Source organism: Riemerella anatipestifer, assembly GCF_035666175.1.
Taxonomy (GTDB): Bacteria; Bacteroidota; Bacteroidia; order Flavobacteriales; family Weeksellaceae; genus Riemerella; species Riemerella anatipestifer_D.
In genome coordinates this window covers 2,221,836-2,248,651 of the sequence record NZ_CP142016.1, presented here as the reverse complement: position 1 = coordinate 2,248,651, position 26,816 = coordinate 2,221,836, and the positions used below count along the sequence as shown (strand labels likewise).

At 35.4% G+C, this 26,816-nt stretch carries 26 protein-coding genes and 4 tRNA genes; 13 read left to right on the top strand and 17 right to left on the bottom strand.

Features of this window, described 5'->3' with window-relative positions; all coding sequences use genetic code 11:
- Positions 1–115: 115 nt before the first annotated feature.
- The 4 genes from VIX88_RS11305 to rbfA form a co-directional block, all read right to left on the bottom strand.
- Complete coding sequence (locus VIX88_RS11305) at positions 116–1,165, bottom strand: endonuclease (RefSeq protein WP_064970656.1); 1,050 nt, start codon at positions 1,163–1,165, stop codon at positions 116–118.
- Between the two features lie 70 nt (positions 1,166–1,235).
- Complete coding sequence (locus tag VIX88_RS11300) at positions 1,236–2,114, bottom strand: IS982-like element ISRa1 family transposase (RefSeq protein ID WP_324711474.1); 879 nt, start codon at positions 2,112–2,114, stop codon at positions 1,236–1,238.
- 64 nt (positions 2,115–2,178) lie between these two features.
- Positions 2,179–3,399 (bottom strand): ABC transporter permease, encoded by a 1,221-nt coding sequence (locus VIX88_RS11295; protein ID WP_214193880.1) that lies wholly within the window; start codon positions 3,397–3,399, stop codon positions 2,179–2,181.
- A gap of 12 nt (positions 3,400–3,411) precedes the next feature.
- On the bottom strand, positions 3,412–3,771 hold the full coding sequence (gene rbfA / locus VIX88_RS11290; RefSeq protein WP_004920310.1) for a 30S ribosome-binding factor RbfA: 360 nt from the start codon (positions 3,769–3,771) through the stop codon (positions 3,412–3,414).
- Between the two features lie 267 nt (positions 3,772–4,038).
- Between rbfA and VIX88_RS11285 the strand changes: the two genes are divergently transcribed.
- Positions 4,039–4,112 (top strand) — tRNA-Ile (locus VIX88_RS11285).
- Positions 4,113–4,382: 270 nt separating this feature from the next.
- Here the strand turns inward: VIX88_RS11285 and VIX88_RS11280 are convergent.
- From VIX88_RS11280 to VIX88_RS11270, 3 genes are all read right to left on the bottom strand, one after another.
- Positions 4,383–4,455 (bottom strand) — tRNA-Lys (locus VIX88_RS11280).
- A 14-nt stretch (positions 4,456–4,469) separates the two neighbouring features.
- Positions 4,470–4,553 (bottom strand) — tRNA-Leu (locus VIX88_RS11275).
- A gap of 29 nt (positions 4,554–4,582) precedes the next feature.
- A tRNA-Lys gene (locus VIX88_RS11270) sits at positions 4,583–4,655 on the bottom strand.
- Positions 4,656–4,752: 97 nt separating this feature from the next.
- Here VIX88_RS11270 and VIX88_RS11265 point away from each other — a divergent pair.
- Positions 4,753–5,280 carry a shikimate kinase gene (locus VIX88_RS11265; RefSeq protein ID WP_064970122.1) on the top strand — a complete coding sequence of 176 codons (528 nt, stop codon included), beginning with the start codon at positions 4,753–4,755 and terminating at the stop codon, positions 5,278–5,280.
- Here VIX88_RS11265 and VIX88_RS11260 read toward each other — a convergent pair.
- Positions 5,252–5,686 (bottom strand): RNA-binding S4 domain-containing protein, encoded by a 435-nt coding sequence (locus tag VIX88_RS11260; protein ID WP_064970121.1) that lies wholly within the window; start codon positions 5,684–5,686, stop codon positions 5,252–5,254. The genes VIX88_RS11265 and VIX88_RS11260 overlap by 29 nt on opposite strands.
- A gap of 80 nt (positions 5,687–5,766) precedes the next feature.
- Here VIX88_RS11260 and VIX88_RS11255 point away from each other — a divergent pair, with 80 nt between their 5' ends.
- A complete protein-coding gene (locus VIX88_RS11255; RefSeq protein ID WP_064970124.1) occupies positions 5,767–6,486 on the top strand; it encodes a hypothetical protein in 720 nt (239 codons plus the stop codon).
- 37 nt (positions 6,487–6,523) lie between these two features.
- Here VIX88_RS11255 and recG read toward each other — a convergent pair whose 3' ends face one another.
- A complete protein-coding gene (gene recG, locus VIX88_RS11250) occupies positions 6,524–8,614 on the bottom strand; it encodes an ATP-dependent DNA helicase RecG (RefSeq protein ID WP_064970120.1) in 2,091 nt (696 codons plus the stop codon).
- 117 nt (positions 8,615–8,731) lie between these two features.
- Here recG and VIX88_RS11245 point away from each other — a divergent pair, with 117 nt between their 5' ends.
- The 4 genes from VIX88_RS11245 (at position 8,732) to VIX88_RS11230 (ending at position 12,967) form a co-directional block, all read left to right on the top strand.
- The gene (locus VIX88_RS11245) at positions 8,732–9,676 is read left to right on the top strand and encodes a sulfate/molybdate ABC transporter ATP-binding protein (RefSeq protein ID WP_064970119.1); all 945 of its coding nucleotides are present in this window, start codon (positions 8,732–8,734) and stop codon (positions 9,674–9,676) included.
- 700 nt (positions 9,677–10,376) lie between these two features.
- On the top strand, positions 10,377–11,027 hold the full coding sequence (locus VIX88_RS11240; protein WP_064970118.1) for a hypothetical protein: 651 nt from the start codon (positions 10,377–10,379) through the stop codon (positions 11,025–11,027).
- A gap of 16 nt (positions 11,028–11,043) precedes the next feature.
- A complete protein-coding gene (locus VIX88_RS11235) occupies positions 11,044–12,219 on the top strand; it encodes a hypothetical protein (protein ID WP_064970117.1) in 1,176 nt (391 codons plus the stop codon).
- Positions 12,220–12,247: 28 nt separating this feature from the next.
- Positions 12,248–12,967, top strand: coding sequence for a DNA-binding domain-containing protein (locus VIX88_RS11230; protein WP_222535091.1), 720 nt, complete (start codon positions 12,248–12,250; stop codon positions 12,965–12,967).
- A gap of 207 nt (positions 12,968–13,174) precedes the next feature.
- Here VIX88_RS11230 and VIX88_RS11225 read toward each other — a convergent pair whose 3' ends face one another.
- Positions 13,175–14,587, bottom strand: a complete 1,413-nt coding sequence (locus tag VIX88_RS11225) for an alkaline phosphatase (RefSeq protein WP_064970115.1) — start codon at positions 14,585–14,587, stop codon at positions 13,175–13,177.
- Positions 14,588–14,732: 145 nt separating this feature from the next.
- On the opposite strand from VIX88_RS11225, the gene VIX88_RS11220 reads away from it, so the two are divergent.
- The 6 genes from VIX88_RS11220 (at position 14,733) to VIX88_RS11195 (ending at position 20,898) form a co-directional block, all read left to right on the top strand.
- The gene (locus VIX88_RS11220; protein WP_064970114.1) at positions 14,733–16,001 is read left to right on the top strand and encodes a CinA family nicotinamide mononucleotide deamidase-related protein; all 1,269 of its coding nucleotides are present in this window, start codon (positions 14,733–14,735) and stop codon (positions 15,999–16,001) included.
- Between the two features lie 95 nt (positions 16,002–16,096).
- On the top strand, positions 16,097–18,169 hold the full coding sequence (locus tag VIX88_RS11215) for a M13 family metallopeptidase (RefSeq protein WP_064970113.1): 2,073 nt from the start codon (positions 16,097–16,099) through the stop codon (positions 18,167–18,169).
- 98 nt (positions 18,170–18,267) lie between these two features.
- On the top strand, positions 18,268–18,987 hold the full coding sequence (locus VIX88_RS11210; protein ID WP_013446836.1) for a CDP-alcohol phosphatidyltransferase family protein: 720 nt from the start codon (positions 18,268–18,270) through the stop codon (positions 18,985–18,987).
- Positions 18,988–18,996: 9 nt separating this feature from the next.
- Positions 18,997–19,761 carry a 3'-5' exonuclease gene (locus tag VIX88_RS11205; protein ID WP_004920332.1) on the top strand — a complete coding sequence of 255 codons (765 nt, stop codon included), beginning with the start codon at positions 18,997–18,999 and terminating at the stop codon, positions 19,759–19,761.
- A gap of 25 nt (positions 19,762–19,786) precedes the next feature.
- Positions 19,787–20,392 carry a fumarylacetoacetate hydrolase family protein gene (locus VIX88_RS11200; protein ID WP_064970112.1) on the top strand — a complete coding sequence of 202 codons (606 nt, stop codon included), beginning with the start codon at positions 19,787–19,789 and terminating at the stop codon, positions 20,390–20,392.
- A 62-nt stretch (positions 20,393–20,454) separates the two neighbouring features.
- Entirely contained in the window at positions 20,455–20,898 is a 444-nt protein-coding gene (locus tag VIX88_RS11195; protein ID WP_004920337.1) for a universal stress protein, read from the top strand.
- A 303-nt stretch (positions 20,899–21,201) separates the two neighbouring features.
- On the opposite strand, the gene VIX88_RS11190 is transcribed toward VIX88_RS11195, so the two are convergent.
- The 7 genes from VIX88_RS11190 to VIX88_RS11160 all read right to left on the bottom strand — a co-directional run bounded on the left by VIX88_RS11190 (position 21,202) and on the right by VIX88_RS11160 (position 26,741).
- Entirely contained in the window at positions 21,202–21,855 is a 654-nt protein-coding gene (locus VIX88_RS11190; RefSeq protein ID WP_014938344.1) for a hypothetical protein, read from the bottom strand.
- A 34-nt stretch (positions 21,856–21,889) separates the two neighbouring features.
- A complete protein-coding gene (locus tag VIX88_RS11185) occupies positions 21,890–22,039 on the bottom strand; it encodes a hypothetical protein (protein WP_260311076.1) in 150 nt (49 codons plus the stop codon).
- A 301-nt stretch (positions 22,040–22,340) separates the two neighbouring features.
- Positions 22,341–23,225: an exopolyphosphatase gene (locus tag VIX88_RS11180; protein WP_038693990.1), complete on the bottom strand. Its 885-nt coding sequence runs from the start codon at positions 23,223–23,225 to the stop codon at positions 22,341–22,343.
- Between the two features lie 6 nt (positions 23,226–23,231).
- Positions 23,232–25,298 carry a polyphosphate kinase 1 gene (ppk1, locus tag VIX88_RS11175; protein ID WP_064970111.1) on the bottom strand — a complete coding sequence of 689 codons (2,067 nt, stop codon included), beginning with the start codon at positions 25,296–25,298 and terminating at the stop codon, positions 23,232–23,234.
- Between the two features lie 198 nt (positions 25,299–25,496).
- Complete coding sequence (locus tag VIX88_RS11170; RefSeq protein WP_064970110.1) at positions 25,497–26,072, bottom strand: hypothetical protein; 576 nt, start codon at positions 26,070–26,072, stop codon at positions 25,497–25,499.
- A gap of 40 nt (positions 26,073–26,112) precedes the next feature.
- The gene (locus VIX88_RS11165) at positions 26,113–26,442 is read right to left on the bottom strand and encodes a CCC motif membrane protein (RefSeq protein WP_064970109.1); all 330 of its coding nucleotides are present in this window, start codon (positions 26,440–26,442) and stop codon (positions 26,113–26,115) included.
- Positions 26,443–26,462: 20 nt separating this feature from the next.
- Positions 26,463–26,741 carry a DUF2752 domain-containing protein gene (locus tag VIX88_RS11160; protein WP_064970108.1) on the bottom strand — a complete coding sequence of 93 codons (279 nt, stop codon included), beginning with the start codon at positions 26,739–26,741 and terminating at the stop codon, positions 26,463–26,465.
- Positions 26,742–26,816: the final 75 nt, after the last annotated feature.

Below are 26,816 nucleotides of genomic sequence, written 5' to 3'. Positions count from 1 at the left end.
TCCTTATTAATTGGTCTAGAGCGTAACTTTAGTTACATAGATTTTGTATAATATGAGTAAAAGAAAAACCGCACAACACTGTGGTTATGCGGTTAGATTAGCTATAAAAAATATATTACTTAATTATGAATTTTATAGTCTTTGAGTCTGCTTTTAATAAATAAACTCCTCTGGAAAGATTTGAAACATCCATTTCATGAGAAGACTTAACTGATTTTACTTTCTTCCCTTCCATACTGAAAATATCTATTTTATCAAAATCGTTCCAGTTAGAAAGATACAACTTGCCTCCAGTAACTGGATTGGGATAAATTTTTAAATCTTTAGCCCTAGATACTTCTTGAGTGGAAAGCTCTGTCTTCCAAATTAGATTAACCCATTCTGGGTGGTCTATAAAAGGGTTTCTATTACCTTGATAATTGTAAACAGCATTATTTCTATCTATTTCTCTTTGGCTTACAGGGTCTTGGTTGTGCCAAGTGAGTAAAATATCTAGTTGCCAATCTTCTAAACTTTGTGTTGTAGTCCCATTAAGCATATCACCTGAGTTGAAGTTAGGAATTCGTTTTTCGTACATTGTTACAAAATAAAATATCATTCTTGCCACATCTCCTTTAAACTCATCTATCGGTTCAAAAACTACCCCACTATAACCTATAGTATTATTAGTCCCAAGTTTAGAACCGTTCCTAGAAGTCCAAGTAGCGGTCTTTACTATACCAAATGGATAATTACTTCTTTTACTATTAACATAACCATCTGTGGGGATTACAAAATGAGCATCATTTCTCATAGGAGATGCTCTATTAAATAAGCTTTGAGGTATAATATGCTCTCTATTATAGCAACTCCCTTCTCCAGAATAATTGCCACATTGGTTAGTTCTATACCTATACGAATAAGGGTCTTTCCCACTAGGATTTTCAGAGTAAATATCTAAGATGGTATTGTCGTTTTCATAATATTTATCTATATCTGCCGTAGCATAAGCCGTCCAAAGTGCATCGTATCCTTTGTCTTTGTGTTCGTTATTGAGAATTTCGCTCAATTTACTTTTAAGAGTGTACCCCGACAGTCCTTCTGCACTGTCATAATGACCATTTGGGATTTGAGCCAATCCAAACCCTCCTATCAGAAAAGCTGCTATTAAATAAATATTCTTCATAACCTATTGAATTTAATCTTGTACAAATTTAGTGATTATAAATTACTTGAAATTTAACTCGTTGTGCATTTTAAATAATACTGATTTTTAGATGATTTAATTTTCTTTGGAAGATAAATTTATTGATATATTGAATAACCGTTGCGGCGGTTATTTTACTGATTATCCTTGTTTTAAAGCCTTCAAAAGTTTTAGCATTGTTTCTTTTAATCATAAATTGGTCGCAAAGTTGAGAGAAAAATGTCTCAATTCGTTTTCGCTTTTTCTTGTACAATGAAAATTGAGGAATATAATCTTTCTGATTACTTCTCATTGGTGTATCTAATTTAATATTAGCATAGTTAAATAAATCTATTTGAACTTTTGCTGATAAATAGCCTCTATCTCCAATTAAAGTACAGTTTCGCATTTGCTCACCAATATCTTTTAAATAGTGGATGTCGTGAACGGATGCAGGGCTTATATCAAAATTCTTAATCACACCATTTAAAGAACATACTGCGTGTAGTTTATAGCCATAGAAATATAATTTCTGTGAAGCACAATAACCATATGTTGGTGAAGAATAGGATTGCTCTTTACAAATTTTTGAACGAGTAGAACGAACGTTTTCACAAACTTTCATTGGCATGCTATCAACGATAAAAATATCTTCAAACTCATTGAACTCCATCGAAATACGCTGTCTAATTTGCTCTGTTTGTAGGGATAGTCTTCGTTTTCGCTTATTGTAAACACTTCTTTCAATTTTGTTTATCAGAGAGTTTGGCAATTTTCTAAATAACTGTAATTCGCTATCAATACTCAAGTATTCAGCAGTAATATTAAGACTTATGACTTCTAAATCGCTCATTTTAGGTGTTCTTCTCTGATAACTAATCAGTTGATTTTCTGAAAAAAGTCCTAAAACTTCCAAAATTCTTTCATATATTTGCTCTATGTTGTTCATTTATACCGTTTTATAGCAAAAACAATATACTGATTTTCAGTCTAATAAACAACTCTTGTTTTTTTCATTTCATAATGCACAACGGGTTGAAATTTAAGTAACTCTTATTTATTTTTGAAAATATAAAAGAGATTATCAATCCAAAAAATAAGGCTGTTCCCGTAACTATCAAATAGTTTCTTAATTCTATTTTTACAGGGAAAGGCAATAATTCCCCTGCCTTAAATAGCCCCGTTTGGATTTGAAATAAGCAAATTAAACTTCCTATAACAAGCCCCATAATAACACCAAAAATAACCACAAGACTTCCTGTATAAAAGTAGATTCTTCTAAGTTCCTGCTTGGTCATTCCCAAAGAAACTAAAGTTCTAGATTGTTCTTTTTTATCTAACTGAAGAATAATAATTGCTCCAGCCAAATTGAATGTTGTAATGAAAATCACCAGCCCGAAAATGAGATAAATCATCAATTTTTCGGTGTTTATCATCTTCCAAAAAGCTGCATTTTCTTCCTCTTTGGTGCTTATCTTAACATGTGTAAGCTTACCCTCTAAATCTTTTTTAACAGCATTAGCACTAGCACTATCTTTTAGTTTAATCACAATGCTATAAGCCGTACCTTTGGGCAAGTTTAGGAGTTCCTGAGTCAGCTCTATAGGAGCTATGATATAACTATTAAGTTGGTCTTTACCATTAAAAACCCCTGTTACAAAAACTTCTTTTTTGTTAAATATATCAGATTCTTTGTTTATAATCCCCTTCCCTGGCTTAGGCATAAAAAGTTGTGCATAATCTCTATCAGATCCTACAGGAATAGAAAGTCTAGAGTTAAGCCCATTCTCCATGATAATGTCATTGGTATAATCAAAAGAGAGATAACTTCCGAAAAAAATACTATTCTGTATAGGATTAACTTTAGTATAAACCGAATCTACGCCTCTTATATAGACTATTTCTCCATTATTATTATAGTCTAGATAGACCTTTTCTTCTATAACTTTAGAAAAATATAATATGGATTTATTCTGTCTTAGTACATCAGTGATTTTATCTATATTCTCTAAAGTTTTTCCACGAGTACTAGTAATGGTTAAATCGGCATGTAAATCTTCTACTAAATCCTTATTGAGCTCTTCTAAACCTGAAAAAACAGACACAATAATAAACATAGCCGCTACCGCTACCATCATAGCTATAGCCGCCAAACCAGTAATAAAACTTACTGCTTGACTACCTTTTTTTGCCAATAGATAACGTTTTGCTATATAAAAAGGAGTGTTCTTCAATGTTTTACCTTTTTAGAGTACAGGATTATCGCCTTCGCCCTTTAATTCTTTTTCTATCCTTTCAACTTCGTCTAAACTAGTGTCTAAATAAAAACTTAACTGAGGAATTACACGAACCTGCTTTGCCATTTTATTACCTATAAAATGACGATATTGAGATTTATTTGCCTCAATCTCTTTCATTATTGCTTCACGATAATTCTGAGGAAAAATGCTTAGATAAATCTTAGCAATTCCTAAATCGGCTGTTACCTTTACATCAGAAACAGATATTAAAAATTGTGCTTTACTGTCAGCTGCTTGTTTTCTAAAAAGCTCAGAAAAATCTTCTTGTATAATTTGAGCTATCTTTCTTTGTCTATTACTTTCCATAACTAGTGCAAAGTTAGCATATTTGTTTTAAATATACGGAAAATTGCCAAAATGAACCTACAATAACAAAACGATTGTTTAATATATAATTTTTATTTTAGCCACAGCAGTAAATAAAAAACTGATAATAAAATAATTATATATTTATTACTTACTATACCTATAGATTTTCAGTACAAAACACATTAAATAAAGTAATAAAAAATTTGGAGATTAAATAAAAAAGCGTATTTTTGCAAACACAAAATTCAACCACTGAATTTTATAGGTCCTATAGCTCAGTTGGTTAGAGCACCTGACTCATAATCAGGTGGTCCCTGGTTCGAGCCCAGGTGGGACCACATATAAAGCACCAATAATTAGTTGGTGCTTTTTTCATATTTGAGAATCAAGTTTTTTACATATTACCTTCTAATATTTTCGCCTTTCGTCTATTATCAAACTTCACCTAAAAAGGCCTACAATTAGGCTACTCATTATTAATTTTAGGTTCCCCACTTTTTATACGAACATATATAAAAACCAAAAGTCTCCTTATAATAAACAAGGAGACTTCTGAACACCAAATCACAAAATATTAATATGAAAAAAATTTACTTTTCAGCAAATTGTGACTCGGCTGGGATTCGAACCCAGGACCCATACATTAAAAGTGTATTGCTCTACCAGCTGAGCTACCGAGTCTAAGTTTTTCTGTGTGCCTGCGACTGGACTCGAACCAGCACATCCTTAAGGATACCACCCCCTCAAGATGGCGTGTCTACCAATTTCACCACACAGGCAAAAATCTTTTACTAAGATTTTTATCTTGTGACTCGGCTGGGATTCGAACCCAGGACCCATACATTAAAAGTGTATTGCTCTACCAGCTGAGCTACCGAGTCATTTGAGTTAGGATAATTCCGTCCTCAAAAGTGGTGCAAAGATACGGCTTTTTTTGTTTTCTCAAAATTTTTCTGCAATTTTGTTTAAAAATAAATCATGATTATTTCTCTAATAGGCTACATGGGAAGTGGTAAATCACTAATTTCCAAAAAATTATCAAAAAAAATAAATTTTAATTTATTAGACCTAGATAAGGTAATTTCTGAGCAAGAAATGAGAGAAATCCCTCAAATTTTTAAAGAAAAGGGTGAAATTTATTTCAGAAAAAGAGAAAAAGAAATCTTAGAACACCTACTCAACACTCAAAAATCCACCGTCCTTAGTTTGGGAGGTGGCACACCTGTTTATTATAATAACATAGATACCATTAACACCCTTTCTGAAAGTATTTATCTAAGAACTTCTGTAAAAAACCTTCATAAAAGGTTAATAAAAGAAAAAAGCAGCCGACCACTTATCGCTCATATAAAAGACAATGACCAACTGCTAGAATTTATTGCAAAACACTTGTTTGAAAGACAAGCCTACTACTCCAAAGCAAAATATATTGTAGATACTGATGATAAATATCCCGACGAAATCGCAGATGAAATTATTAGTCTTCTAAATCTTCAGCATCATTAAAAAACGAATCCCAATCGTCTTCATCAAAGAAAGTCTCATCGTCTGTGTTAATAAATTCGGTCATATCTCTACGGTCTTTCTTTGTAGGTCTTCCCTCTCCTTTTTGGCGATAGTAGTCCTGTGATAATTTTCGCATTTTTAGGATTTCGTATTGCTCTTTATCTGTCATATCTTTGATATGAAGTGGAACTAACTTAGCTCCTATCCTACTTTTAGGGATTTGAATTACCTTTATTTTATAATCAATTTGATTTTTTCTAATTTTAATTATATCGCCCTCTATCACTTCTCTAGAAGGCTTTGCAACTTGCTCTCCCACCGAAACTCTATTCTTTTTTATTTCTTCTGCCGCAATACTTCTTGTCTTAAAAAACCTCACACTCCACAAAAATTTATCTATTCTCATATTTTATTTATATTTTTGTCGTTACTAAAAAATAAAATCGCAATTTAACAAAATTGCTTATTAAGCAAAAAGATATTCTAATGAAAAAAAGCATTGCACTCAGCCTTTTGGCTATAGGACTTACCGCTACCTCTTGCAAAAGAGATACTACCACTACTACCACTACAACAGTAGATATTAGTGCACAAAACGATTATGATGCACAAGCCATTCAGCAATTTTTAAAGGACAATTATTTTGATTCTAGAGGAAATATTGTGGCTTTCGACTCTAGTAGTACAACTGATGATAATGAGAAGCCTTTGTCTGATTATAATCCTCAAACTTTAGAATCTGGAGTGGTATACATTATAAGACCAAACGCACAACCTGACAATGGCACCACTATAGGTGCTACGGACAACATAAGCCTAATGCATAAGACAATGACCTATGTTGCTACTAAAGAAAATGAAAGTGTAAAACTCAGAAGCCCTTATACTTTCTACAACACTATTAGCGGTACAGGGACGCCACAGGAAGATCCTTCTTTCTATTATGTTAAAAACTCGGTACTAACAAGTAGCGGAAAGACTAGAAGCTACTACGAAATAGAAGGTTTCCAGGAGGCTTTGAAATATTTTAAAAGTTTTAATCAAGGAGCTGAAACACATTACAACTTACAAGGAGTAATTATAGTGCCATCAAAAGCAGCTTTTGCTAGAGATGCTCATTTTAATTATGCTGGTTACTCTTTAAACGACAGAACTTTTGTATTCAACTTCCAAGTTTATAAAACTTCTGCTAGAACTAGCGACTAATTTTAAAAGAAATAAAACATTTAATACTGGGGAAAAATCAACTGATTTTTCCCCATTTGTTTTTACCTTTATATTGCTTTATGTAGTAATTTCTTAATTGAGTGTGTGCAGGATGAGTCAAATTAGGATCGCTTTGCACCAATAGGGTTACTATTTTCTGTGCTACCTTAATTACCGAAGCATCTTTAGTTAAATCCAACTTTTTAAAATCTACAATACCACTTTGCTGAGTTCCCAATATATCCCCAGGACCTCTAAGTTGCATATCTACCTCCGAGATTTTAAATCCATCATTGGTTTCGCACATCGTTTTAATTCGTTTCCGTCCTTCCGTAGATAGTTTATCCGAGGTCATCAAAATACAATAGCTCTGCTCTGCCCCTCGTCCCACTCTACCTCTAAGTTGGTGCAACTGTGAAAGTCCAAACCTTTCGGCACTTTCTATTACCATTACCGAAGCATTGGGTACATTTACCCCCACTTCTATAACCGTAGTAGCTACCATAATTTGAGCCTTACCTGAAGCAAAATAATTCATCGCTTCATCTTTTTCGTGAGGTTTCATTTTGCCGTGTAGCATGGTAACTTCGTAATCCTTAAAATAGTCTAGCACTATTCCAAAGCCTTCCATCAAGTTTTTATAGTCTAAAGTCTCCGACTCTTCTATTAATGGATACACAAAATAAATTTGTCTTCCCTTTTGGATTTCTTCCTTTGCGAACTGATAAACCGAAAGCCTGTCCTTTTCTCTCCTATGAGCTGTAATGATAGGCTTTCTCCCCATCGGCAACTCATCTATTACCGAAACATCTAAATCTGAATAAAAACTCATTGCTAAAGTTCTAGGGATAGGCGTTGCCGTCATAATTAAAATATGTGGTGGAATTTTATTTTTAGACCAAAGTTTCGCTCTTTGTGCCACCCCAAAACGATGTTGCTCGTCTATAATGCCCAAGCCCAAATTTTTAAACTTAACCGCATCTTCCAATATCGCATGAGTTCCTACCAAGATAGATAACCTCCCAGACTCCAATCCTTCGTGAATTTCTTTCCGTTCCGATTTTTTTGTAGAACCTGTTAAGAGCCTTACTTCAATGTTCGTTCCTTCTAAAAGTTGAGCGATGCTGTTATAATGTTGTTGAGCCAAAATTTCCGTAGGAGCCATAAGGCACGCCTGTGTCCCATTATCCAACGCTAATAGCATTGAAAGCAACGCCACCATAGTTTTACCCGAACCTACATCGCCCTGCAAAAGCCTGTTCATTTGGATAGGCTTTTTCATATCATTCCTGATTTCTTTTAGAACTCTCTTTTGGGCATTAGTGAGTTCAAAAGGTAATTTATTTTGATAAAAATTATTAAAATAATCTCCTACTAGCGGAAAGGGAATCCCTACATTAGATACTTTTTGATATTGTTTTTTAAGACCATACCCTAGCTGAAAGAAAAAAGCTTCCTCAAATTTCAATCGTTTATTAGCCTCATCTATCCAGTTTATATTTTGAGGAAAATGGATATTTTGGTAAGCCTCTCTTCTACCAATCAGTTTAAGCGAACTAAGAATATTACTCGGTAAATTTTCTTCTAAAAAGAAAGAAGTCTGTTTAATAACTTCCCTAATAATGGTTTGGAAAAATTTATTATTAACCCCTCTTTTAATGAGCTTTTCACTCCCTGAATAGATGGGTAATAAAGTTTCTGACAAGGCTTTTTTCTCGTCCAGCTCTATCTCTGGATGAGGCATAGAAAAAACTCCATTAAACCAATTGACCTTACCAAAAATAAATACTTCTTTATTGATAGGCATCTGTTCCACCATCCATTTGGTATATCTAAACCAAACCAGTTCTATCACGCCTGTTTCATCGTAGAATTTTGCAGACAATCGCTTTTGTCCCTTACCATAAACCACCTCCTGCAATTCTCTTATCTTACCCTTTAATTGCACCTCTACATCTGCATTTTTCTGCAAATCTGCTACTCTATACAATCGGCTTTTATCTAAATATCTTATTGGATAGAATGTAAGCAAGTCTTCCACTGTACTTATTCCCAGCAGATTTTTGATGAGTTTTGCCCGCTCTGGACCTACTCCTTTAAGGTATTCTATGGAAGTTTCTAAAGTCAATTACAAGAAAACTATTAGACCGCTAAAATAGGGGTTTTGAAACTAATATGAAATTTCAACACTCAAAAACCTACAATAACCTCATCTCCGAAGGTAAAAATCCTTACTTTTGCCCTTATGTTTTTAGAAATAAAAAATCTATCTTTTTCGTATCATTCGGAACGCTCTATTTTCACTAATTTCAATTGGAGTTTTGAGAAAGGGAAAATTATTGCCATAGCTGGAGAAAGCGGTTGTGGAAAATCAACCCTCCTAAGCCTTATCTATGGTCTTATGGATTGGCAAGAAGGGCATATCTATTTTGAAGGCAAACCCTTATTTGGTCCAAAAGCCAACATCGTCCCTGGTGAAAAAGAAATGAAATTGGTGGCTCAAAACTACGATTTGATGCCTTACGGAACGGTGTATGATAATGTGGGTAAATTTATTTCTAACATCAATCTTGAAGAGAAAAAGAGCAAAGTCAATCAACTTTTGGACATTGTGGGTCTTAGTAATGAAATAGATAAGAAGCCCAAATTCCTCAGCGGTGGACAACAACAGAGAGTTGCCATTGCAAGAGCCCTTTCTCTATTACCAAAACTCTTACTACTAGACGAGCCTTTCAGTAATCTAGATGTTTCTAGAACGATAGATATTAGAAAAAAACTGTTTGATTATGTTAAAGAACAAAACATCACGCTTCTAATCTCTACCCACGATTTACAGGAAGTAATGCCTTGGCTAGATGAAATTTTAATTTTAAAAGATGGGCAAATTGTTCAAAATGGCACACCACAAGAGTTATATAAAAAGCCTAGCAACAGTTATGTTGCCAAATTATTTGGAGAGGTAAATATCCTAACCGAACAACAGAAAGAACTCCTACAATGTTCTAAAAACTTCTATTATCCTAACGAAATCAAAGAATCTCCAAATGGAACATACACTGCCACTGTGCTAGAAAGCAGATTTTCTGGAGGATTCTATTGGAACAAAATTGATACTATGAATGTAGAACTCATTATGTATTCTGAAGCGGAATTAACTGCAAAAAAAATCAGTATGAATCTAGATTTTTAGTTTAGTTAGAGTAGACAGGTAAATAGTGTAGCCAAATCTGTCCCCTTTTAGCTCCTCTTTCAATAATCAATTAGAAGTGGGTATCATTAAAATTTCTCTTAAAAATTTGCATACTTCCGCAAAAGGTAATAAGTTTGCTTCAGTTTTATGACACACGATACCAATTACATACAAACAAGTATAAAAAAGTATTCAAATTATTTGGCTATCTCAAATAATTTCGTAAACACACACACACACACACACACACACACACACACACACACACACACACAAATAGTTTCGTGGGTATGCGTCGTATTATCTAGAAAATTACTTCAACTTTTATCGTTAATTATAAATATAAATCCACCAACTTTCGTTGGCGGATTTTCGTATTTACACCATTCTAAATTTAGCTTTCATAAATACATGCTAAAAGCACCATTGTTTTGTCTCATAACATGGTCGTTTTTGTTAGGTGCTTTTAGCGTTCAGAGAGGAAGTTTTTACTTTCTTTCTGCCTTAGCCTTTCCTCTCGTTTTGTGTGTGTTTAGAGGGGAAAGGCGTTTTTTTAGGTTAGAGGTGAGATATGAGAATTTAGAACTTAGTATAGCCCCATCAACCCTTAAGCTGAACCTCCAACCTCTAACATCTAAAATCCAATATCTAACTTCTATAATCTTAAACAATTAAATATCAACTTTTAAAATTAAACATTATGAAAAAAACAACCAAACTAAGTGTAGGTGTCTTTTTAGGTCTAAGTCTAATAGCTTACGGACAAACCGATGGTAAAGTGGGGATTAACACCTCATCTCCCAATGCTACTTTAGAGATAAAACCCAATACAACTAACTTGTTAGGCGCAACTAACGAGGGTATTATTGTGCCTAAACTGTCTAAAACAAGAGTCGCTAAAATGCCTTCTCCTCAAGAGGGAACATTAGTCTATGTAGTAGATGATGCCAATGCAGAAGATGGAGGTGGCACAATAGCGTCTTACACTGGTACCGATGCTAGAGTAACAGATATTACAGAAAAGGGGTATTACTTTTATAATGGGACTAAATGGGTTAGACCAGCCATTGCCACAGAAACAAAATCTTTCACACGAAATTACAGGGAAGATGATAACCCTATTCCAACTATAAAAGATGACGATTATTTTGTCTATTTAACTAATCCTAGCAGTTTAACTTTACCTACTCCTACTACAGATAATAAAGGAAGAATGTTATGTTTCTTTAGCCCTGAAAATGATGTTTCTATTTCCCCACAACCTATAGGGCAACAACAATCTTTAACAGCAGGTTACTCTTCTTGTTATATATCCACAGGAACAAAATGGCTTAATACAACAGGTCTTTAATTTAATATTACTGATTATGAAAAAACAAATATTCATATTAGGAGCATTAAGTATCAATATTTTATATCATGCTCAAATTAAAACGAACAAAACAGTATCTCAAAATGTCATTCCTAATCAGACTGCCTTTTTAGACGCTTCGTCCACCCCTCAATGGAATACCTCCACCAACATAGGAAAAGGGTTAGTTTTTCCGAGAACAGATTTAACCCAACTCAATACCTTAATCGCAACTCCAAATGGAGTTTCTTTAGCTTACCCTAACCGTTTAGACGGTATGGTAGTATATAATACGGCAACAGGTAAATCTGCTATTGGTAATGTAGATGTTACCTCTGGGTTTTACTATTATGAAAATAAAAGCAACACGCTTAGTGGGGGTACTTGGAAGCCTCTAGGAGGTGCCTCTCCAGTAACTGCCAACATCTATACTACAGACGGCACTCTAGCAGGTAACAGAACGGTAACTCTAGGGACTAATAACCTCTCATTTATGGGAGGTGGTAATGTAGGGATAGGCACCCAAAGCCCATCACAAAAACTAGAGGTCAACGGCAATGCCAAAATCAACCAAATGACTGATGCTACACCGCTAGAAAACGAATATACTAAAGCCGTAGTTGCAAAACCCGATGGTACTTTAGGAGTGGTAAATAGAACCAACCCTACAATACCTAGTAATGTAGAAATAGTTTATGGTAACACACCTATTGAAACGGATATTATGCCTAATGAAACTTTTTACTCTGTACAACAAAGTGCTGGTGTGCGTAGTTGGGATTTATATCGATATTCAGGACAATCTATTACCTTGCCTCCGGGGAAATGGGCAATTTATTGTGCTTATTTAGTTACTGCTCAAACACCTAATCAATCTAGAAGAGCTCTTTTACCCACAGGAAGTTCTGTTTGGCTTAGGGGAATTATAGATGATACCATGCAAGAAAGTGCTTACAGAACAGTAACTATAGCTGGGTCTCCCTCGTTAATTTCATGTTCTTTTAATTCTGGAGACTTATTTCAAGTTGCCACTGGTGTTTGGTTAGTGGACAATAACACCAATGCAGAAAAGACCTATTATGTGAAAATTTCTTTAGAACCTAATGGTTTGTTTAAAGACACTGATGCTCATAGCTTAGTTAATATGTCTAGATGGATGGAAGATTACATTTTTGCTTTAAAAAGAAACTAGTTTAACTATCTAAAAAAATATCAATATTATGAATACCTTAAAAGCGTGGTTGCGTCCCAACCTACTCACGAAAGATGATCCTAACGATTTTGTAGCCGTGCCTCTCTTAGGCGGTAGCCTTGGCATTACAGAAATCGTAAATGCCCTCAAAAAAGAGGGTATGGAGATACAAACCGAAACGGCGGTGGATATTATCACTCGTTTTAACCGTAAAGCCTCAGAGCTGGTGCTTAACGGGTACAGTGTAAATACAGGGCTGGTGTATATGCGTCCTGCAATTAAGGGCGTGTTTTACGACAAAACTTGGGATAAGGAGAAGCATTCCGTTTATGTGAATGTAAACCAAAGGTTAGACCTTAGAAAAGCGGTAGCCGACACCAAAGTGGAAATCCTCGGTGAGCAATCCAGCCCAATGAGCGTGTTCAGCATTACCGACAAAGCCACAGGCAAAGCAGACGGCACCCTAACCAAAGGCAAAAACGCCGAAATCAAAGGCACATTCATTAAAATAGACGGCAATGATCCTAAAAACGGCATCGTCTTTAAAAACCTAGACAACCAAAACGAAGTGAAACTCTTAGCAGAACATATTGTTCTTAACAAGCCGTCAAGGTTACTCATTCTCATTCCTACAGATTTAGATGCAGGTAATTATGAACTCAGCATTACCACGCAATACAGCAATGGTAAAACAGTACTTAAAGAGCCAAGAACGGAGATATTATCTACTCCTATAGTGATTGGTTAATTAAAAAAGGAACACAAATTTGTGTTCCTTTTTTTAGCAGTTCGCCTCTGCTCGTACGAGCAGAGGCGAACTGTCTTATCTAGCAGAGGTGTTCTGCTCGGTAAAGCAGAACACTTCTGACAATATAGGCACACCATAAGTGATATTCTATACAAAAGCCTCCAAATAATTTTGGAGGCTTTTGTATATTATTAAATCAAAACACCACTAAAACTTATTTTCTACTTCAGCAGCGTCTAATAAGAATGTGTGTATATCTGTATTTCTCATCAGCGGTTTTAGGCGTTCGCTTCCTGGTCCAAACATCGCAAGTTCTGTGTAGTCTGAAGAGTGGTCCATACTTATCCAACCTACAGAAGTATAGTCTTTTTGCATCTCGGAAAGGAGCTTAAACGGCAAGTGGCGAGGATTATACAAACCATCTTCTTGCTTTGCCGTAGAATAGTAAGACAATAGCTGTTTCACTTGGTCATCAGTTAAAACCATATTACCACAAGCCTTCGCTACTCGTTCTTTAACAAAAGAAATAGAGCTATCAGGCTTTATGCCTTGTAGTACCCACTCGTTAGAGTTTTTAAAGTTTTGTATATGGTCAAAATTATCATTACAAGTTTTACCGTAGATAAGTCCTGGATTGGCGTTCCCGTGGTCAGAAGTAATTACCACCAAAGTATTACCATCTTTCTTTGCAAAATCTATAGCTACCTTCACCGCTTCATCAAAAGCCAATTGGTCATAAAGCAGAGCCGCAATATCATTACCGTGTGCCGCCCAGTCTACCTTACCGCCTTCTACTTGCATTACAAAGCCTTTAGGGTGGTCTTTCATCTGCGATATAGCCTTCTCCGTCATCTCTGCCAAAGTAGGGATATTGGCTTTCATTTTATCACAACTATTGTGGTCTACAGTATACGGCAATGCCTCCTCATCAAAAGTACCCAAAATAGGCTTATTTTTAGGAGCTGATAACATTTCTGTTTTGTTTTTTACTACTGTATAACCTTTAGAACGAAACTTAGCATCTAAATCTACAGCGTCTTTCCTCTTATCTGCTTCAAAATATTTAGTCCCGCCTCCCATCATTACATCAAAGCCTAAATCTAAATAATCTACCGCAATATCCTCCATTGCACTTCTCTTTTTAGAAGTTACGCTAAACCCTGCTGGTGTAGCGTGGTTGATAGGAACTGTAGTTACACATCCTACCTTTTTACCTGCTTTTTTAAATTTTTGGAGTATTGGCATATTTTCTTTTCCATCTGGGCTAATGTTAAGGCTTCCGTTATTTACACGAACTCCCCCACCCCACGAAGAGCTTGCCGCCGCAGAATCGGTAACAATGGAGTTAGCAGATGCCATATCCATCATTGCTCTTTGTACTAAATTATTTTCGTACAAACCTAGCCAGTGAGAAGCTCTACCTAGTTTTCTCCTAGAGTAAATATCCGCCATATGTAGTGTCCCCACGCTCATACCATCACTCACCATAAAGATGATATTCTTAGCTTTTTTCCCTCCAAATTCTTCTTTTATAGTATTGGCTTTTAAACCAAACGGACTGATAAGCATACTTCCTAAAGCCGCTATAGACCCGCTCTTTAAAAAATCTCTTCTTTTCATTTCTTAAAACCTTATGGAAAGCAAATATAGGATTTATATCTTAATACCATTGTAAACTTAAAGTTAAAAAAATAGCATAGCTTATATTTTTAATTTTTGGTTTCATATTTTGCTAAATTTGTTTCTATTATTAAAATGTTAAATCATGAGCATAACAAACGCTGCAATCATTATAATAGGTGATGAAGTTTTAGCTGGAAACACCATTGATACCAATTCTAACTTTATAGCCAAAGAACTTCATAATATAGGGATTAAAGTCGCCGAAATCTTCACCATTTCAGATGATACCGACTGCATTAAACAGGCTTTAAACGACGCCTTCAAAATCACCAACCTCGTGATAACTACAGGCGGTCTAGGACCTACCAAAGACGACAAAACTAAAAAAGCCATTGCTCACTTTTTTGATGACAATCTCATCATAGACCCTGAAACTTTGGCTCATCTGGAGCAAATTTTAATCAAACGAAACAGAGCTCACCTCTTTGATATTAACCGCCCACAGGCAGAAATCCCTTCAAAAGCCAAAGTCATACAAAATCATAATGGTACCGCTCCTTGCCTAATGATGGAAGAAAACGAAAAAATTGCCTTTGTTCTCCCTGGTGTACCTTATGAAGTAAAGCCCTTGATTAAAGACCAAATCATTCCGCTACTAGCTGAAAGGTTTTCTTTATCACATATAGTGGTAAAAATCATCTCTGTAGTTGATTTTCCCGAAAGCCTTTTAGCCCAAACCATAGAAGATTGGGAAAATCATCTGCCCGAAAACATAAAACTAGCCTACCTCCCCATAGGAAACAGAGTAAAACTAAAACTTACCGCTATTGAGAATAACAAAACAGATTTAGAAGACCAACTCAACCAAATTATAGAACCGCTAAAACCTTTAATCCAAGACAAAGTCATTTCTTGGGATAATGATGATATAGCGTCTATCCTTAAATTCATTCTTACCCAAAGAGGACTTAGTATTTCCACTGCCGAAAGCTGTACTGGCGGCGGCATTTCAAGGCTAATCACCTCTATATCGGGAAGTTCCGCCTATTTTCAAGGAGGCATTACTGCCTATGCGGTCAATCAAAAAATCAATATTTTAAAAGTTCCTGAACAACTGATAAACCAACACACGGTAGTTTCGGAGCAAGTAGCCGAAGCGATGGCGATAGGTTGTCAAGAATTATTTAAAACGGACATTTCTGTCTCTACCACAGGCGTTGCAGGTCCACAAACCGACCAATATCAAAACGAAATAGGCTCTGTCTATTATTCCGTAAGAGTAAAAAACAAAAGCTACAACTATCATTTGCACCTACCTCATTTGGATAGAGAGGACTTTATGAACTTCGTTTCTCAAAGAGTTTTACAGTCTGTTGTGGAAGTTCTTATTTTTAATCCCAATGAGCCTTAAACACTTTTAACAAAAAAAATTGTAGCTTTGTAGAGTCAGCTTAAAAACTGTTACTATACTAAAGTTAAAAATAAACGACAAAAATATCTATTCAAATGAAGAAAATTACATTAAGCCTATTGGCACTTTCTGGAGCATTAGCTTTTCAGTCTTGTTCTGTAAATAAGAAAGTTGCTCACACAGAGCATACCTCTCACGCTGGACATCACCACCACGAAGAACACGGGATTAGCCTAGAATATATGGATACCAATGTTCGCCCTCAAGACGATTTTTACAATTTCGTAAACGGTGGTTGGATGCGTACCGCTGTTATTCCTTCAGATAAAGCTTCTTGGGGAAGTTTCAACGAGTTGCGTGAAAAAACAGACGAAGCGTCTCTTACCATTCTTAAAAATATCCTTTCTGAAACCTATGCTGAAGGTACTGAAGGTAAAAAAATACAAACCCTCTACGCTTCTTTTATGAACATGGATAAAAGAAATGCAGAAGGCATCAACCCTATCAAAAATGATTTAGCTAAAATTGAGGCTATCAAAAACTTAGCAGACCTACAAACTTATCTTACTGCAGCAGTTCGTACAGGGGACAACCCTCTTTACAGTTGGTACGCCTACACCGACCTTAAAAACTCTAAGATGAATACCATCTATCTAGGTGGACCTCGTCTAGGTTTAGGAAGAGATTACTATCAAAAAGAGAACGCAGAGAACACAAAAACACTCAACGAATACCAAAAGTATGTGGCTTCTCTATTAGATGTTTTAGGATATAAGAACTCTAACGATACCGCTAAAAAAATAGTAGACCTAGAGAAAACAATGGCAAAAACGCTACTTACCAACGAGGAAGGTAGAGATGCCAACAAACGCTACAATCCTAAAAACACTTCTGAATTGCCAAGTTTAGTGAAAAATATAAACCTTTCTACTTATCTTAAAGAGGCTGGTGTAAACACAGATAGAGTCATTTTAGGGGAGCTAGGCTATTATCAAAACTTAGATAAATTTATCAACAGTGCTAATCTGCCTCTAATTAAAGATTATCTTAAATTGAGATTAATTTCTGGCAATGCAGATAATTTAGATAAGAGATTAGACGACATCAGCTTCAATTTTTATAGCAAATACCTTCAAGGGCAAAAAGAGCAAAGAGCTATGGAAAAGAGAGGACTTAGCCTCATCAATGGAGTTCTTGGCGAAGCCTTCGGTAAACTATATGTAGACAAGTATTTCCCTGCCGAAGCTAAAACAGAAATGGAAACGCTTATCAGCTACCTTAAAAAGTCTTACAAACATCATATAGAAAACTTAGATTGGATGTCTGCTGAAACTAAAGTTAAAGCATTAGACAAACTAAACAAATTTACTGTAAAAGTAGCTTATCCTGACAAATGGGAAGATTATTCTAAACTTAACTTCAATAACGGCTCTTCTCTTTATGACAACTTAAAGCAGGTTTCTCTTTGGGCTTACGAAAAAACTTTAGCCGAAAAAGTGAATAAACCTGTGGACAAATCTAAATGGGGAATGACACCACAAACCGTAAACGCTTATTACAACCCAACCAACAACGAGATTGTATTCCCAGCAGCGATATTACAGCCGCCATTCTTCAACTTTAAAGCAGACCCTGCGGTTAATTTTGGAGGTATTGGTGCAGTAATCGGTCACGAAATTTCTCACGGATTTGATGATGGTGGTTCTCGTTTTGACGGTGATGGAAACCTTAGCAATTGGTGGACAGATGCAGACCGTAAAAACTTTGATATCAAAGTAAAACAGCTGGCAGACCAATACAGCAAGTACGAGCCTGTAAAAGGAAGTTTCGTAAATGGAGTCTTCACTAGTGGCGAAAACATTGCAGACTTAGGTGGTGTAGCCATTGCTTACGACGCGTTAAAAATGTATCTTAAAGATAAAGGTAACCCAGGAGAAATCAGCGGTTATAACCAAGACCAAAGATTCTTTTTGAGCTGGGCAACCGTATGGAGAACTAAATCTACCGAGCAATATATGATTAACCAAGTAAAAACTGACCCACACTCTCCAGGCTACTTCCGTAGTTTTGGACCGTTGGTAAATGTAGATGCTTGGTATGATGCCTTTAAAGTAGAAGCAAAAGACAAACACTACAAAAAACCAGAGGATAGAATTAAAATCTGGTAATAAAGTTTACAAAACGATGAGTGAGGCTATCTTTAATAGGATAGCCTCACTTTTATTTCTTCAAAGACACCTTCAAAAGAAATCCTTATCTTTGCTCTATGAATTTTATTAAAAATAATCTCGCTAATGCCTTTACTTTAGGCAATCTGTTTTCGGGGTGTGTAGGAGCTATCCATTTAGTTAACGGAGCTTACGAAATTACCGCTATATGCATTATTATTTCTTTAGTATTAGATTTTTTTGACGGATTTATAGCCCGTGCCTTACACGCCAACTCGCCTTTGGGGGTTCAGCTAGATTCTTTGGCAGATATGGTAAGTTTTGGGCTAATACCAGGGTTGGCAATGTATAAACTCCTAGAACCTTATGGCGTAAACATTGGCAGTTTTGCCTTTCCATTTGAAATAAAATACTTGGGGCTTTTCATTACCCTATTCTCTTGTCTAAGACTGGCTATTTTCAACATTGATGAAGAACAGAAATACTATTTCAAAGGACTAAATACACCTAGTAATACCGTTTTAATTTTCGGTATTTACTATATCGTAGCTAATGTATTTTCGTTAAAAATATTAGAGCCACCTCACTACGGTTGGGGACTTTTAGCTTTAACTGCACTTAGCTCGTGGCTACTAGTTAGCCCTATCAAAATGATAGCAATGAAGTTTAAATCTAAAAAACTAAGTGATAATTACCCTAAAATAGCCTTATTAGTAGGCGGGTTACTCATTCTAGCATTCTTTAAAATATACGCCATTCCTTTAATCGTGGTGTATTATATTTTAGTTTCTTTAATATTTCAAAAACAACTCAACTAATTTTCAATAATGAATTTAAAACTACATAAACCCCTGTGCATATTTGATTTGGAAACCACAGGTACTAATATTTCTAAAGACCGAATCGTAGAGATTTGTATTTTAAAAGTAAATCCAGACGCTTCTAGAGAAACCAAAACTTGGCTTGTAAACCCAGAAATGCACATTCCGGCGTTTGCAACTGCGGTACACGGTATTTCCGATGAAGATGTAAAGGACGCCCCTACCCTTAAAGAAATTGCTCCAAAAATTATGGAAATGATTTCAGGAGCAGACTTAGGCGGATTTAACTCTAACCGATTTGATGTCCCACTTCTTGCCGAAGAAATGCTAAGAGCAGGCGTAGATTTTGACCTTAGTAAAATGAAACTGGTGGATGCCCAAGTGATTTTCCATAAAATGGAACCTAGAAATTTAAGTGCCGCTTATCAGTTCTATTGCAACAAAACCCTAGAAGACGCCCATTCCGCAGAGGCAGACACCCTCGCTACTTTTGAAGTACTAGATGCCCAAGTAGGCAAATATGAGGAGCTACCTAAAGACATCAATGGTCTAAGCGAGTTTTCTTACCATCAAAAATTTGCAGACTTAGCAGGTTTTATTGCTTTTGATGACAAAGGACAAGAGATTTTCACCTTTGGTAAATATAAAGGACAACTGGTAGAAGAGGTTTTAGCCAAAGACGCAGGTTATTTCGGTTGGGTACAAAATGCTGACTTCCCGCTCTACACCAAGAAGGTGCTTACCAGCATACAGCTAAGACGAAAATTTTAATCGTTCAATCTAAAATAATTGATTTATGAAAATCCTTTGCATCGGAAGAAACTATACCGAACACGCCAAAGAACTCGGCAATGCGATACCCGAAGAGCCTGTCATTTTTATAAAACCCGACACAGCACTGCTTAAAGGAAACGATTTTTATATCCCCGAATTTTCTAACGAAATACACTACGAGCTGGAAGTCGTCCTAAAAATATCTAAAGGTGGAAAGTATATCCAAAAGGAAAACGCCCACAAACATTTTGAGGAAATAGGTTTAGGGATAGATTTTACAGCGAGAGATTTACAATCTAATCTTAAGTCCAAAGGACTCCCTTGGGAGCTTTCCAAAGGGTTTGATGGCTCGGCGGTGGTAAGCTCATTTCATAAAAAGGAAAACTTTGATTTAAACAACATTAACTTTTCTCTTTTTCAAAATAAAATCCAGAAGCAAAACGGAGCCACTCAACATATGATGTTCGGCTTTGAGGATATTATTGCCTTTGTGTCAAAATATTTTACTCTAAGAGTGGGCGACTTAATATTTACAGGAACGCCCGAAGGTGTAGGCAAGGTGCAAGAAAACGACCTTTTGGAAGGCTATCTAGAAGACCAAAAAGTTTTAGATATTAGGATATTGTAGGCTTTTAGGCTTTAATAATTCAACATTTTTTTGTAACTTTAGAGAACTAAAAATCAGTAGTTATGACTAATATTATTCTTCCCGTTGATTTCGGCGAAAGCACAGATTTCCTTCTTGATGAGACTGTAAAGTTTGCAAAAAAGACCAATGGTAAAATATTCCTCATTCATGTAGCACCTTCGGATATAGGCTTTGCGATTGGCGATATGGGCTTCCAGTATTTCCCTGAAATTGAGAAAAACGAAATACAGCAAGAAGCTCTACAACTCAACGAGCTACAACAGAGAATCATTGCCCAAGATGTAGACTGCGAGCATATCCTAAAGCAAGGCATCGCCAAAGAGGTTATTTTGGACTATGTGCAAGAGAAAAAGGCAGATTATATTGTGATGGGCTCTCACGGTAGAAGCGGCATCTATGATGTTTTTGTAGGCAGCCTGACTAAAGAACTTACCAAAAGTGCCCCAGTGCCTGTTTTGGTAATTCCTTGCCACCAGCATAAATAGCTATTACATAATACCACAAAAGGAGTTTTTAGAAATTTAAAAACTCCTTTTTTTTATTTCTCTTTAAAGCATATTTGTTTATTAGGGCGTGCCCCAAGCCACCGCTATTCCCTAGGCTGCTGGGTCGGTCTTCGGGCAGTCGCTCTTTTTTGCCAAAGCCTTCTCCCCTTGCCAAAAAAAGGAGCTCCAACAATGCCCTCCGCCCTCACGCAAATGCAATATCCTTGTGTGATATTCCCAAAAATAAAATTCCCCAAAACTATTTTAATAATAATTTGGGGGAATGATTTTTTTAAGTTCTTACTAACTCCTTACAAATTTGGCAATACTCTCCAACAACTGCGGACGGTCTTCCAAAGCAATTTTAGCAATACTATAAAACTCTTTCACCCATTTTTCTAAATCGGAAAAAGCAGCATTTTTTTGCTTAGTAGCGTCTTGGCTTTCCCCTTTTTCTTGGGTATAAGTCGCATAGGCTTTTTGAGTCTTTTGCAATTGGGTGAGTTGCGCCTCTACGCTTTCTTCCGTAATCTTCAGTCGGTTAAGAGGGCTTAGCAGGGCACTGTCTTCTTTTAAACTATGGTAAAAAATATTTACTTCATCTAGCAAATTTGCCATCTGGCGAGAACTTTGCCCCTTTAGACGAAGGTTTTTGAGCGTTTCGGGCTGGTCTTTGTAGATGATTTTGGCTTTTTTTCGGTCAGTTTTATAGGTTTTGAGCAGTTGTTCAAACTCGGTGGTGAATTGTGCATAAGCAGTAGTTTCTTCTTGCCCTTCTTTGATGTTTTTCTGATACACTTCCTGTGCTTTATCGTAAAGAGCTTTGCCTTTTTGCACTTCGGCATCATCGTAGCCATACTCGGCAAGTTGAGATTTTAGTTCGGTTTGGGTCTTGATATTTTCAAATAAAATACCGTAGTCTTGCAGGGTTTGCTGGTTAGAAAAATACTTTTTCATAGAATTTATTTTTTAGGATTGATGTGTAAATATACTAATTTTTGTCATATATCTGCTCAACTTCCCAACGTTTTATCGTTGCTTTTTTGTTTCCCCCTGCCATATTTTTGTTTTTATCCTTTACAGTTGTATTTTCTCTTATTACATTTCTATTTTCCCCCGTTACAATTTGGTTTTCCCCCACTGCAATTCTATTTTTACTTATTACAATTTTATTTTCCCTTGTTACAATTCAGTTTTTACCCTTTACATTTCTATTTATACTCATTACAATTCAGTTTTACACCGTTACAATTAAATTTCTACCCTTTACAATTATACGTGTCTCTGTTACTATGGGATTTTTCCTTACAGCTTTGCTATTTTTTCTCGTTACACCGATGTATTAGCTTTAGACCAAGATAAAAAAGAAGACAAGACACAAAATAAAAACTCGCTTTCTTAAGTGATAAGAAAACGAGCAAAATAAAATGTGATTGAAAAACTTATTCTTTCTTTACCGTTTCATAGATGTGGTGTATAAGCCCATCAGCAACAGATATTTTAGGGACAAATATTTTAGAAATATCTGCCCAGTTTAAAATATTATTGAAAATTTTAAGTGCGGGTACTATTACATCAGCTCGGTCTTCACGGATTTTGTACTTTACCATTCTTTCCTCTACGCTTAGTTGAGAAAATTCTTTGTAATATTTCTTCAGTTTAGAAGCCGCCAAAGCCTTCCCATCTTTGGTTTTATTCATAGAAAATACCTTATTGATATTCCCTCCAGAACCTATCGCTACAATCGGTTTCTTGCCCGTAATATGACTCTTGATTAAATCCTTCATCTCCGCCCAATGGGCATCGGTTACCAAATGATTTAGAAGCCTAATTGTCCCTATATTAAACGAATGAGAGAATTTAGCCTTTCCGTTTTCATAAAAAGTAACCTCCGTAGAACCTCCACCCACATCTATATAAAGATAGTCGTAATCTTCGTCTAAGCCTTCGGCAATGTGATTTTCGTAAACCAAATTAGCTTCTTCAGTTCCTGAAATAATTTCTATCTCAATCCCAGAAGTTTTTGCCACTTGTCCTATTATTTCTTGTCCGTTTTTAGCATCACGCATTGCACTTGTGGCACAAGCACGGTAATGTTCTACCTTGTAGATTTTCATTAAATCGCTAAAAACTTTCATCGTATCTACCACCATTTTAGACCGCTCCTCTCCTATTTCTCCTTTAACAAAGACATCCATACCCAACCTCAACGGAATTCTCAACAAATTGAGTTTGGTAAATTCAGGTTGATGATTGGCGTTCAAAACCACTTCGTTGATGAGAAGTCTGGCGGCATTACTGCCTATATCTATAGCTGCTAATTTCATACGATTTTAATATTTTTTGTTTTTAAGATAATGATAAATCTCTATCTGTGAACGAATTTTGTTCTTCTTAGCTCCTTTTTTCACATAATCGTTATTGAGAGCATTATCTAAAACTCGTGCTTTAACATTATCACTTAACTGAATTTGGAGTAAATCTTTCAGTTCTTCTTTTAGTTCTGGTTGGTTAATTTTAACGGCGGCTTCCACTCTATAATCCAAATTACGCGTCATCCAATCCGCAGAAGATATGTAAATATCCTCGTTGCCTTTATTGTAAAAATACATTACCCTAGCGTGTTCTAGATACTCATCTACAATACTGATGGCTTCTATTTTAGTTTTAAATTTTTTCTGTTGCACCACACAGAAAATCCCTCTTACTATGGCTTGTATTTTCACTCCAGCTTCGGCAGCTTGGTAGAGTTTTTTTATCAACCCTTTATCACTTAACGAATTGACTTTAAGTATAATTTTGGCTTTTCTTCCCGCCTTAGCTTCTGCTATTTCCCTATCTATTAGTTCTTCTATCTTTGCTCTCATATAGTGAGGACACACCAGCAGAGTTTTGCAATTTTTAAGGGCTAGAATAGGGTCTTCCGTTGGTTTCCTAAAGTAATTAAACACTTTATTGATGTCCGCCATTATCGCTCTATTGCTAGTCATTAAAAGATGGTCTCCATAGACTTTGGCTGTTTTTTCGTTAAAGTTGCCTGTACTCACAAAACCATATTGAATAGTCTTACCTCCTACCCTTTTTTTAATCACGCAGAGTTTTGCGTGGACTTTTTTATCTGGAATACCCACCAAAATTTTGATACCTTCCACCTCTAGGCGTTCTTTCCATTTGAGGTTAGCTTCTTCATCAAACCTTGCTCTAAGCTCTATCATTACCGTAACCTCTTTTCCGTTTCTAGCGGCATTGATGAGGGCATTGGCTATTTTAGAATTGGACGCCAAACGATAAGCCGTGATTTGAATAGATTTAACATCTGGGTCCATAGCTGCCTCTCTAAGCAAATCTATCACAGGCATATAGCTATGATAAGGAAAAGTAAGCAAGACCTCTCTTTGGGTAATCACATCGGTAACCCTCTGCTGCCATTCAAAATAAGGGTGATTAAACGAGGTTCTTTCCTCTGGGGTTTTATACGTTTTAAAGACATTAGGAAAATCCATAAAATGTTTGAAATTATGAATTTTATGCCCTGGTATAATGCTATCTTTCTTCGTAAGTCCTAGCTTTCGGATTAAAAGTTCTAGCAAGGCTTTATCCATATCCTTATCAAACACAAAACGAGTAGGTTTGCCCTTTCTTCTACTTTTAACGCCTTTTTTAATTTTCTCCGCTAAAGTGGTGTTAATGTCATTATCAAGGTCAAACTCGGCATCTTTAGTTACTTTAAAGGAATGAGCTTCAAAAACATCATATCCGAAATAAGAAAAAATATGAGGAAGATTAAAACTAATCACGTCTTCTAGCAACATCACGCTAGTTTCCTCTCCTTCAGATGGCAAAATAACAAAACGCCCCGTTACTCTAGAAGGCACTTCTATAATGGCATAATTACTCTCATATTGCCATTCTTTTTTACGCATCGCCACTCCTAAATAAAGACTTTTGTCCCTTAGATAGGGCATCGGTATTTCCTCCCGAAGAAGGATTGGAATTACGTTAGCTTCCACCTCTTCATCAAAATAATCTTTTACAAACTGCTTTTGAGCTTCGGATAAATCCTTCGAAGTTCTGATAAAAACCTTTTCGGAAGCCATTTCTTTTTGGATTTCTTCCCAAGTGGTATTAAAATCATTTTGTTGCTTAATCACCACTTTATTGATTTTATCTAAAATCTTTTGTGGTTCATCAAAAAAAGAGTTTTCTCTATATTTAGGTTTAAAACTCATTGCTCTTTTCAGTCCCGCCACACGAACGCGGAAAAACTCATCTAAATTATTAGAGAAAATTCCTAAAAATTTAATTCGTAAATGGAGCGGAACAGTCTTATCCATAGCCTCTTGCATTACCCTTTCGTTAAAGGCAAGCCAAGTAATATCTCTAGGATTAAATTGTGGCATAGCGAAACATTTTAGTAATTCCAAAAGTAAGAAAAACAAAGCACAAAAAAAACTCTTTGGACTTTCCCAAAGAGTTTAAATTATTAAAAACTAAGTTATAGTTATATCGGAAAAAGCCTTTTGCGATGAAATATTACTAATTTTTCTATCATTACCCAACCCCCTCCTTTTGAAAATACTATGTTATCTGCCGTTTTATTAGTTGGTAATATTTATATGTGGTAATTTCTCCTTAAACTTTTGCAAATCCGACTCCTCAAACTCACTTGTATAAAGTAATTTACGATTTTTTGAATCCAAAAATATTGTTCCAAAATATTTGATTTTCCCTTTTTCAATATTGAATTCAAGATTTTTTTCGATTGGATACGTCAACAATTCTTGAATATAACCTGAATTAAAAAAATAGGTGTATTCATTAAATCTATAATTACCAGGCTTTTCTTTTAGAACGAAAAAGAAATATACATATTTATCTTCCTTATCTTTTTGAAAATCAGCAATCGTTTTTGGATCGATAGCACCAGTTCCAATATAGAGGGTAAACTTCTGTTTATTATTCTTGTCTTGCGAAATTAATTGCTCAATATCTTTGTTTGTGTAATAAATATTCGATCCCGAAGAGTAAGTTCTTTTCAAAATTCCTATAACTCCAGCAATTGCTCCTTCATCCTCATTAATTCTAAAATTTTCTGCACTTAGACTTTTGGAAGGTATTGTTGCACAAGAAAGCAATGTCGTAAATACTAATAATGTTAAAATCAAATTTTTCATATCTTACTAATCATTGTTTTACAAAATAGTAGATAACAGTTTAGTGTTGTATCATCTCTTGAATTCTTTCTTGTAAAAGTTCTTGGTCTGTTAAAGCTTCAAAGCCAAACAATACTATCAATACTACATAAGCTAAAACATTTAAGGCACTCAATACAATACCGATAATAGCCAATATACGCCCTGTAGTTAGATTGCTATAATTAGCATACAATTCTGGGTTAGCCCAATAAAGCTGGTTATCTTTTTTGTACATCACTAAAGCAACTACACCTAAGATAATTCCAGGAACTCCATAACAACAACAACCTAGAATAGATAAAATCCCAAGTACAAGCACTAGTGTAGCGTTTGGTAAATTTTGTTTCATAGTAATTTGAATTTTTAAGTTTAGAAATTTTTACAAAAATAAGAAATAATCATAGTGATTACACTAACAAGAGCCAAAAAAATCATTACTTTACCATAATGTCTCTTTTTATCTATAAAGTTAATAGCACTCACTAACACAAATAATATCAAAGGATAAATGGCAGGAAACATATAAAACGCCTCCACAAATTTACCTTCGGAAATAAGCAGCAAAGCCCTCTGTGAACCACAACCAAAACATTCCATACCAAATATTTTCTTGTTAGGACAAGAAAGCATATAATCTTCTATAGCCATTTAATCATCAGTTATTTATAACTGCAAAAATAAAAAAATAGACTACAAAAAAGTAGTCTATTCTTAGTCATATTA

Excerpts from the sequence above, each read along its gene's own strand:
- VIX88_RS11305 (WP_064970656.1), bottom strand. The coding sequence starts at position 1,165 with ATGAAGAATATTTATTTAATAGCAGCTTTTCTGATAGGAGGGTTTGGA.
- VIX88_RS11300 (WP_324711474.1), bottom strand. The coding sequence starts at position 2,114 with ATGAACAACATAGAGCAAATATATGAAAGAATTTTGGAAGTTTTAGGA.
- rbfA (WP_004920310.1), bottom strand. The coding sequence starts at position 3,771 with ATGGAAAGTAATAGACAAAGAAAGATAGCTCAAATTATACAAGAAGAT.
- VIX88_RS11265 (WP_064970122.1), top strand. The coding sequence starts at position 4,753 with ATGATTATTTCTCTAATAGGCTACATGGGAAGTGGTAAATCACTAATT.
- VIX88_RS11260 (WP_064970121.1), bottom strand. The coding sequence starts at position 5,686 with ATGAGAATAGATAAATTTTTGTGGAGTGTGAGGTTTTTTAAGACAAGA.
- VIX88_RS11255 (WP_064970124.1), top strand. The coding sequence starts at position 5,767 with ATGAAAAAAAGCATTGCACTCAGCCTTTTGGCTATAGGACTTACCGCT.
- VIX88_RS11245 (WP_064970119.1), top strand. The coding sequence starts at position 8,732 with ATGTTTTTAGAAATAAAAAATCTATCTTTTTCGTATCATTCGGAACGC.
- VIX88_RS11240 (WP_064970118.1), top strand. The coding sequence starts at position 10,377 with ATGAAAAAAACAACCAAACTAAGTGTAGGTGTCTTTTTAGGTCTAAGT.
- VIX88_RS11235 (WP_064970117.1), top strand. The coding sequence starts at position 11,044 with ATGAAAAAACAAATATTCATATTAGGAGCATTAAGTATCAATATTTTA.
- VIX88_RS11230 (WP_222535091.1), top strand. The coding sequence starts at position 12,248 with ATGAATACCTTAAAAGCGTGGTTGCGTCCCAACCTACTCACGAAAGAT.
- VIX88_RS11225 (WP_064970115.1), bottom strand. The coding sequence starts at position 14,587 with ATGAAAAGAAGAGATTTTTTAAAGAGCGGGTCTATAGCGGCTTTAGGA.
- VIX88_RS11220 (WP_064970114.1), top strand. The coding sequence starts at position 14,733 with ATGAGCATAACAAACGCTGCAATCATTATAATAGGTGATGAAGTTTTA.
- VIX88_RS11215 (WP_064970113.1), top strand. The coding sequence starts at position 16,097 with ATGAAGAAAATTACATTAAGCCTATTGGCACTTTCTGGAGCATTAGCT.
- VIX88_RS11210 (WP_013446836.1), top strand. The coding sequence starts at position 18,268 with ATGAATTTTATTAAAAATAATCTCGCTAATGCCTTTACTTTAGGCAAT.
- VIX88_RS11205 (WP_004920332.1), top strand. The coding sequence starts at position 18,997 with ATGAATTTAAAACTACATAAACCCCTGTGCATATTTGATTTGGAAACC.
- VIX88_RS11200 (WP_064970112.1), top strand. The coding sequence starts at position 19,787 with ATGAAAATCCTTTGCATCGGAAGAAACTATACCGAACACGCCAAAGAA.
- VIX88_RS11195 (WP_004920337.1), top strand. The coding sequence starts at position 20,455 with ATGACTAATATTATTCTTCCCGTTGATTTCGGCGAAAGCACAGATTTC.
- VIX88_RS11190 (WP_014938344.1), bottom strand. The coding sequence starts at position 21,855 with ATGAAAAAGTATTTTTCTAACCAGCAAACCCTGCAAGACTACGGTATT.
- VIX88_RS11180 (WP_038693990.1), bottom strand. The coding sequence starts at position 23,225 with ATGAAATTAGCAGCTATAGATATAGGCAGTAATGCCGCCAGACTTCTC.
- ppk1 (WP_064970111.1), bottom strand. The coding sequence starts at position 25,298 with ATGCCACAATTTAATCCTAGAGATATTACTTGGCTTGCCTTTAACGAA.
- VIX88_RS11170 (WP_064970110.1), bottom strand. The coding sequence starts at position 26,072 with ATGAAAAATTTGATTTTAACATTATTAGTATTTACGACATTGCTTTCT.
- VIX88_RS11165 (WP_064970109.1), bottom strand. The coding sequence starts at position 26,442 with ATGAAACAAAATTTACCAAACGCTACACTAGTGCTTGTACTTGGGATT.
- VIX88_RS11160 (WP_064970108.1), bottom strand. The coding sequence starts at position 26,741 with ATGGCTATAGAAGATTATATGCTTTCTTGTCCTAACAAGAAAATATTT.